The sequence below is a fragment of the Zhongshania marina genome (assembly GCF_002915595.1).
Classification (GTDB): Bacteria; Pseudomonadota; Gammaproteobacteria; order Pseudomonadales; family Spongiibacteraceae; genus Spongiibacter; species Spongiibacter marinus_B.
Genome location: NZ_PQGG01000038.1, coordinates 83997 through 89996 on the forward strand (window position 1 = coordinate 83997; position 6000 = coordinate 89996).

General features: G+C 49.4%; 7 protein-coding genes. 6 read left to right on the plus strand and 1 reads right to left on the minus strand.

Annotation, left to right across the window (positions count from 1 at the left end):
- The first annotated feature begins 4 nt into the window (after nucleotides 1-4).
- Nucleotides 5-316 carry a hypothetical protein gene (locus tag C0068_RS19715; RefSeq protein ID WP_233208851.1) on the plus strand — a complete coding sequence of 104 codons (312 nt, stop codon included), beginning with the start codon at nucleotides 5-7 and terminating at the stop codon, nucleotides 314-316.
- On the opposite strand, the gene C0068_RS16710 is transcribed toward C0068_RS19715, so the two are convergent.
- Entirely contained in the window at nucleotides 309-686 is a 378-nt protein-coding gene (locus C0068_RS16710) for a hypothetical protein (RefSeq protein WP_103685623.1), read from the minus strand. The two genes, C0068_RS19715 and C0068_RS16710, sit on opposite strands and share 8 nt — an antisense overlap.
- Nucleotides 687-835: 149 nt before the next feature.
- Between C0068_RS16710 and mobH the strand changes: the two genes are divergently transcribed.
- From mobH to tnpC, 5 genes are all read left to right on the plus strand, one after another.
- A complete protein-coding gene (gene mobH, locus C0068_RS16715) occupies nucleotides 836-2776 on the plus strand; it encodes a MobH family relaxase (protein WP_103685624.1) in 1941 nt (646 codons plus the stop codon).
- Between the two features lie 296 nt (nucleotides 2777-3072).
- Nucleotides 3073-3411, plus strand: a complete 339-nt coding sequence (locus C0068_RS19485; RefSeq protein WP_146047918.1) for a hypothetical protein — start codon at nucleotides 3073-3075, stop codon at nucleotides 3409-3411.
- A 197-nt stretch (nucleotides 3412-3608) separates the two neighbouring features.
- Nucleotides 3609-3971 (plus strand): transposase, encoded by a 363-nt coding sequence (locus C0068_RS16725; protein ID WP_103682816.1) that lies wholly within the window; start codon nucleotides 3609-3611, stop codon nucleotides 3969-3971.
- Nucleotides 3950-4303: an IS66 family insertion sequence element accessory protein TnpB gene (gene tnpB / locus C0068_RS16730; RefSeq protein ID WP_199176086.1), complete on the plus strand. Its 354-nt coding sequence runs from the start codon at nucleotides 3950-3952 to the stop codon at nucleotides 4301-4303. Before C0068_RS16725 ends, tnpB begins: the two co-directional genes overlap by 22 nt.
- 109 nt (nucleotides 4304-4412) lie before the next feature.
- Nucleotides 4413-5975, plus strand: a complete 1563-nt coding sequence (gene tnpC, locus C0068_RS16735) for an IS66 family transposase (RefSeq protein WP_103682818.1) — start codon at nucleotides 4413-4415, stop codon at nucleotides 5973-5975.
- The last annotated feature ends 25 nt before the right edge of the window (nucleotides 5976-6000 follow it).

Genomic DNA, 6000 nt, shown 5'->3' on the forward strand with positions numbered 1-6000 from the left:
ACTCATGATGACCAATTCTGATCCTACAATATCAATGTTACTGGAAAGTGTACCATCGAGCTCAGATGAAGAAGTGCTTGAGCTCATAACATCGTGCGAGCAGCTATACGATGACAAGGTGAGATCTATAACTGATTTGGCGTCGTGGACTCCGAATCGGCTCTCTGTAATTGAAGGCTTGCCGGTTCTTCAAAGCAAGGGAATTACCATAGACAAGGCAATCAGAACCTTCAAAGAGCTGTGCACAGAAAAAAAATGGAATTTAGATGATCGCTTAAATAGCCGCTTTATTGTGCACTGCAAATTTCTCAAATAGCTGAAACATACGTGGTCGGGCAGGGCAGGATATTCGCATTTCCCTTAAGTTCAGAAGATCTTAGGCGTAGATAAAGTGCAATAGCCGTGTAAATAACATTGTTTGGCTTACAATTCCATGATGCCTCTAGGTCTCCAAAGTTGGAATGTTTTTGCTCTAGGTACAACGATCTGAAGCTGGCCGTTGTTGAATAAGTGAGCGGGAGTATCCTGTCTGCATTATCCCTAGCCCAATTCAGTGCCGAAGCCAGGACCTCATATTGATACTTACTGTCCATAGCCGACACGAGTTTAAGCAAGTGATGCTCGTGGTCTGTTAATTTAACCCTGAACTTCTTAAGCTCGCCCCTGGCCTGTTCGGTGTTTTCCATTCGTATTGCCTTATTTCCGAGTCTGGGTTTTCAGGAATTATGTCGAAGATAGTTCGGGCAATATACGAGAATTAGGGCAGAGTGCTGTGCCCAAATCTTTACCTACGCAGGCCTTGTTCGGCGGTATCCTCCTGATCGGAGGAAATTCTATGCTGAGAAACATTTTCGGGAAGCGGGTAGGAGAGCAAGCAAGCTCTCCGAATACGACACCAACTACTGCGTCGCCTGCAGGAGGTAAGTATCACATTGTTGAGACGGGGCGGGAAATATTGAGCCGCGAGCTTTATGCATCCAAGGTCAGACGCGTAAAACGTCTCACAAGTGCAACTGAGGAAGTCTGGAACCGACATTACTTATCTACCATCGAGCGGTTTGTTGAACTAGTGCAGGGAGCGCCGGCTTCGGAATCTCACCACCACTCGTATCATGGCGGGCTTATCGAACACACACTTGAGGTTTTGGCCAGTGGGGTTCAGATAGCTCAGGGATTTATGCTGCCGCCCAATGTTGAGCCAGAGATGTTGTTACATTCCGTGGATAAGTGGCGATTTGGAGCATTCCTAGCAATTATTGCGCACGACATTGGTAAGGTCGCCACCGATATAGAGTTTGTGTACCGAACAAAAGGGGAGGGCTTCACGAAGTGGCATCCCTGGAACGGACCACTACCAATTGGCTCAGAATATACCTATAGATACAAGCCAAGATTGGCCAATAGCGCGGTAGGCAAAACACTTCACGAAAGAGCATCTATATCACTTGTGCCACAATTGCTGACCAAGGAAGCGACCCTGTGGGTTTATTCCGATGTGGAATTGGTTGGTCAGCTTCTCAATACCATCACAGCGGCGCCGGCCGGCGGAGGTGCAATCGCTGAGATCGTTCGTATGGCAGACAAAGCGAGCGTTGCAAACGCAGTGGGAGCGGTCGTAAATGAGTCTAGAGCGCACAATGCTCCGTTAGCATTACATGAAAAGGCGTTGTCTGCACTTCGCCAGTTGATCGATAACGGTGAGCTAAAACGTAACAGGCCGGGAGCTGCTGTTTGGACGACCGAAACCCATACTTGGGTAGTGTCCCGTGTTGGCGTGGAGGCTATTAAGGCTCGATTGATAGAGGAAGGGCACAAAGGCATACCAAACAATCCAGTGAGGATGTTTGAACACCTTCAGGCTCAAGGTATTACGGTTTGCCCAGAGAGCGGCGATAACATATGGCGGGCGGAGGTAAATGATTTAGCGCGTGGCTGGAAACAGATACTTACTTTTATGTGTTTTGAAAACCGCACTTTATGGCCAACACGAACTCCAGATGTATTCGATGGAACCATAATTCCACTAGATGAGAAAGACCAGCCTGTTGGTATGCCCAGCGCCGAACCTGAAGCGGCAGTATACGCGCAAAATCTTTTAAGTGAATGTCAGCCAATTGTCGTTCCTGACTCTAAAATTGTTGAAGTGGTAGATGAGGCGCCTTTAGTTTCAACGAACAATGATCTACCTGCTGATCCCAATCCGATAAAGGCGCCATCGGAAGTTCAGGTTTCTAAACCGCAAAAAATAGGGCGAGAATTTGAAACAAAGCGCTCGCCATTAAATCGCGGGGAAGTGAAGGCCAAGGTCGATAAAGATGTGGACATAGCAGAGAAGGGCAGGGCGCTCTACAACGATGACGGTAAGCCGAACATTTCCGAGAAGGAGCTAAGAGAACACGTCTTCTTTAACTGGCTGTTAGAGGGAGTAGAACATAGAAGTATCAAGGTAAATGAACCCAAAGCTATGGTTCATTTTGTCGATGACTACGCTGCCTTGGTTACACCGCAAGTATTTCAGAAGTTCTTTGAAAGTCCTGTTCAAAAGAAGAAGTTTGAGCTTAAGGCGGGCGGTAAGCCGGTATTTACGGTAATACAAAAGGAAATATTTTCTTTAGGGATTGCGCATATAGGATCTAAAGGGAGAAATATATGGGAGGTGACCGTCTCCGGGGGGCGGAGAAATTCACAATTGAGTGTGATTCTTATTCCCAGAGGGTACTTCCCTTCCTTCGACAAGTTTTCTAGCAATCCTGCCATAACCCTACCTAAGGAATAGTCGGAATTTCAGTCGAGAATGGACACTGATACAAAGTAAATATTAAACTGCATATGTCAAATTCAGTGCCCAGAATCTACAGAGATCCAATAATGCTTGTGAAAAGCCAGAATAACGAAAGTTCTTGGGATAAACCTGGTGATAGATTCATCCAAATTCTAGATTCGATAGGATTTCCTAAAGGGTACGGAAGGATGATTAGGCTACAGGAGACGCTGCTGGAACATAGCCCAGAAATCTTTGCAAGCCTGTCATATAGCACGGTGAAGACATGGTTCTCTGATAGGGCGCCTGCAATGTCTAGGATAGACGATGTTTTTGACGCATTATCGAAAGAGTATACGTTTCCTGACGATACCCGGCCCTTAAAAAGCTGGTGGAAAGTTGGCGGGGTGTTTCCGTTTGAGAGTGGCGAGCATGCGAACTCTCGGGCAATTTCCGCAAAGTTAGAAGTCACCTTGTCAGTGCTTATTTCACAGGAAATGGGCGAAGCATTTAAAGACGCCAGCGTCGAAGAAATTCAGAAAATTAAGAACGAGTTTTTGCGCATACTCGCCACTTTTGCAGATCCCACTCAATCTGAGCCTGATGAGAAGACTTTGACGGTCATCGTTAAAGGTATTCTAAATTCCTAGTAAGCACCCCCTTGTGTGATACAGCTCATATTCCCCTAACGCTCAATACGTAGATACCATTAGATTTACTCTCCATTTTTTGGCTAAATACCAAATATACAAAGACGTACAAATGTAAGCGTCCGGGCAACTCACCTTCCCATCCAATTTTAGGATAGTAGTCTTGGTGTCCACCTCATACTAAGTGGACACCAACGATGGATATTCAAGGATTACTTCCCGCGCCAGCCAAACCACCACGCCGCCAACATTCTCTCGAATTTAAGGAGCAAGTCGTGGCAGCGAGTTATACCGCCAATACTTCGGTGGCAAGCGTAGCGCAGCAGTTTAAAATCAATGCCAATCTCGTGCATAAATGGCGGCGCCAGTTTGAAGCGAAGGCGGCTGGGCGTGATGACTTTATTAAAGTTGCACCGCGAATTCCCGTCAAGGCAATGGACGCCTCATGCCCTGATACCACGCTAAAAGTCGAACTAAGCAGCCCCCTTGGTCCCGTCACGATCCACTGGCCAATGTCCGGTCTTGCCGATTTAGCTTCATGGCTGAAGTCCCAATCATGATTCGTATCGACGAGATTTGGTTGGCGCGTGAACCGCTGGATATGCGCGCTGGCCCAGATACCACTTTGGCGCGCGTGGTACAGAGCTTCGGCGAAGCCCGCCCCCATTGCGCCTACCTTTTTGCCAACAAGCGGGCCAATCGGATGAAGGTATTGGTGCACGATGGCTTTGGTTTGTGGCTAGCCGCTCGGCGATTACACCAAGGTAAATTCAGCTGGTGCGCGCTGCGTGAAGGGCGGGCAATCGCGCTAGATGAGGAACAACTGCAAGCGCTCGTCGTCGGCTTGCCCTGGCAACACGCGGGTGGCGCAGCCACCATCTCGGTGCTGTAATCTCGACCAAACGGCCTCTTTAATACGAGGTTGTGAGCACAGTTGCCGCACCTCGTCCATTTACAAAATCGTCATCGAACGCGGCGCCAAGTTCTGGCAAAGTAAGGTGATGACTCAGCCAGCCGACCTCCAAAACTTATCTCCCGACCAGCTTCGCAAGCTGGTCATGCAGTTGCAGGAGACGGTGACTGCCCAAACGCACAAGATCGCCGAACGCGATCAGTGCATTGCTCAACGCGAAGCCTCGCTCGAACAACTACAAACCCATAAAGACAGGCTGACCCACGAGTTGGCGCTGTTGCGTCGCCACCGCTTTGGTAAGCGCAGTGAAGGGATCGATAAGCACCAGCTCGCTTTATTGGACGCGCTGGTCGATGAAGACATCGCCGCGATTGAGGCTGAACTGGAAAAAGTCTCAATTACGCCACCACAGCGCGAACGCAAAAAGCCCAAACGCCAAGCACTTCCCCAAGGCTTGCCTCGCACCGAGATTCACCATGAGCCCGAGAACACAAACTGCGTTTGTGGCTGCGCAATGACTCGGATCGGTGAAGACGTTAGCGAGAAACTCGATTACCAGCCTGGCACCTTTAGTGTTGAGCGTCATGTCAGGGGTAAATGGTGCTGCCGTGATTGCGACAGTCTGGTACAAGCTCCTGTCGCAGCGCACATTATTGATAAAGGCATTCCCACCACCGGTTTATTGGCTCAAGTGCTCATTAGCAAATATGCCGATCATCTGCCGCTGTACCGCCAAGAACAACAGTTTGCCCGTAGCGGCGTCATGATTCCCCGTTCAACATTAGCGGATTGGGTGGGTCGTTGCGGCGTAGAGCTACGGCCTTTAGTGGATCATCTGCGCGAGCAACTATTAGAACAAGCTGTACTACATGCCGATGAAACACCGGTTGCGATGTTGGCGCCGGGTAAGCAGCGTACTCATAAAGCCTATGTCTGGGCCTATGCGGCAACGCGCTACTCCCCGATACAAGGCGTGGTCTACGACTTCAGGCCCAGCCGCTCAGGCAAAGAATCGAGAGACTTCCTCGCAGATTGGCGAGGGAAGTTAGTTTGCGATGATTACAGCGGTTACAAAGCGGGCTTCGCCAATGGCATGATCGAAATTGGCTGCTGGGCCCACGCTCGTCGTAAATTCCACGATCTGCACGTGGCCAACAAAAGCCAGATTGCTGAACAGGCGCTGAACTATATTAAACAGCTCTATCTCATCGAGCGGGAACTTGTTGAACTAAGTCCTGAGCAGCGAAGGCAACAACGACAAGAACAAGCCAAACCGATTATCGATCAGCTACAGCATTGGCTGATCGGAAAGCGGCAACAGGTACCCGATGGCAGCGCGACGGCCAAAGCAATCCAATACAGTTTGAAACGCTGGGATGCGCTCACGCGCTACCTTGATGATGGCGCTGTGCCCATCGACAATAACTGGGTTGAGAATCAAATTAGACCTTGGGCGCTTGGCCGTTCGAACTGGCTGTTTGCGGGGTCGCTGCGCAGCGGTCAGCGCGCGGCTAACGTAATGACCTTGATCCAGTCCGCGAAGATTAATGGCCTGAACCCGCAAGCCTATTTGAAAGATGTAATGGCAAGATTGCCGACTCAGCGGGCGTCAAAGATCAGCGAACTACTGCCGCATAATTGGCGGCCGTAGCAATGTGGGTTTGCCGGAAGCTTAC

Coding starts and splice junctions, on each gene's coding strand:
- tnpB (WP_199176086.1), top strand. CDS start 3,950: ATGGCTGAAGTCCCAATCATGATTCGTATCGACGAGATTTGGTTGGCG.
- C0068_RS19485 (WP_146047918.1), top strand. CDS start 3,073: ATGTCTAGGATAGACGATGTTTTTGACGCATTATCGAAAGAGTATACG.
- C0068_RS16710 (WP_103685623.1), bottom strand. CDS start 686: ATGGAAAACACCGAACAGGCCAGGGGCGAGCTTAAGAAGTTCAGGGTT.
- tnpC (WP_103682818.1), top strand. CDS start 4,413: ATGACTCAGCCAGCCGACCTCCAAAACTTATCTCCCGACCAGCTTCGC.
- C0068_RS19715 (WP_233208851.1), top strand. CDS start 5: ATGATGACCAATTCTGATCCTACAATATCAATGTTACTGGAAAGTGTA.
- mobH (WP_103685624.1), top strand. CDS start 836: ATGCTGAGAAACATTTTCGGGAAGCGGGTAGGAGAGCAAGCAAGCTCT.
- C0068_RS16725 (WP_103682816.1), top strand. CDS start 3,609: ATGGATATTCAAGGATTACTTCCCGCGCCAGCCAAACCACCACGCCGC.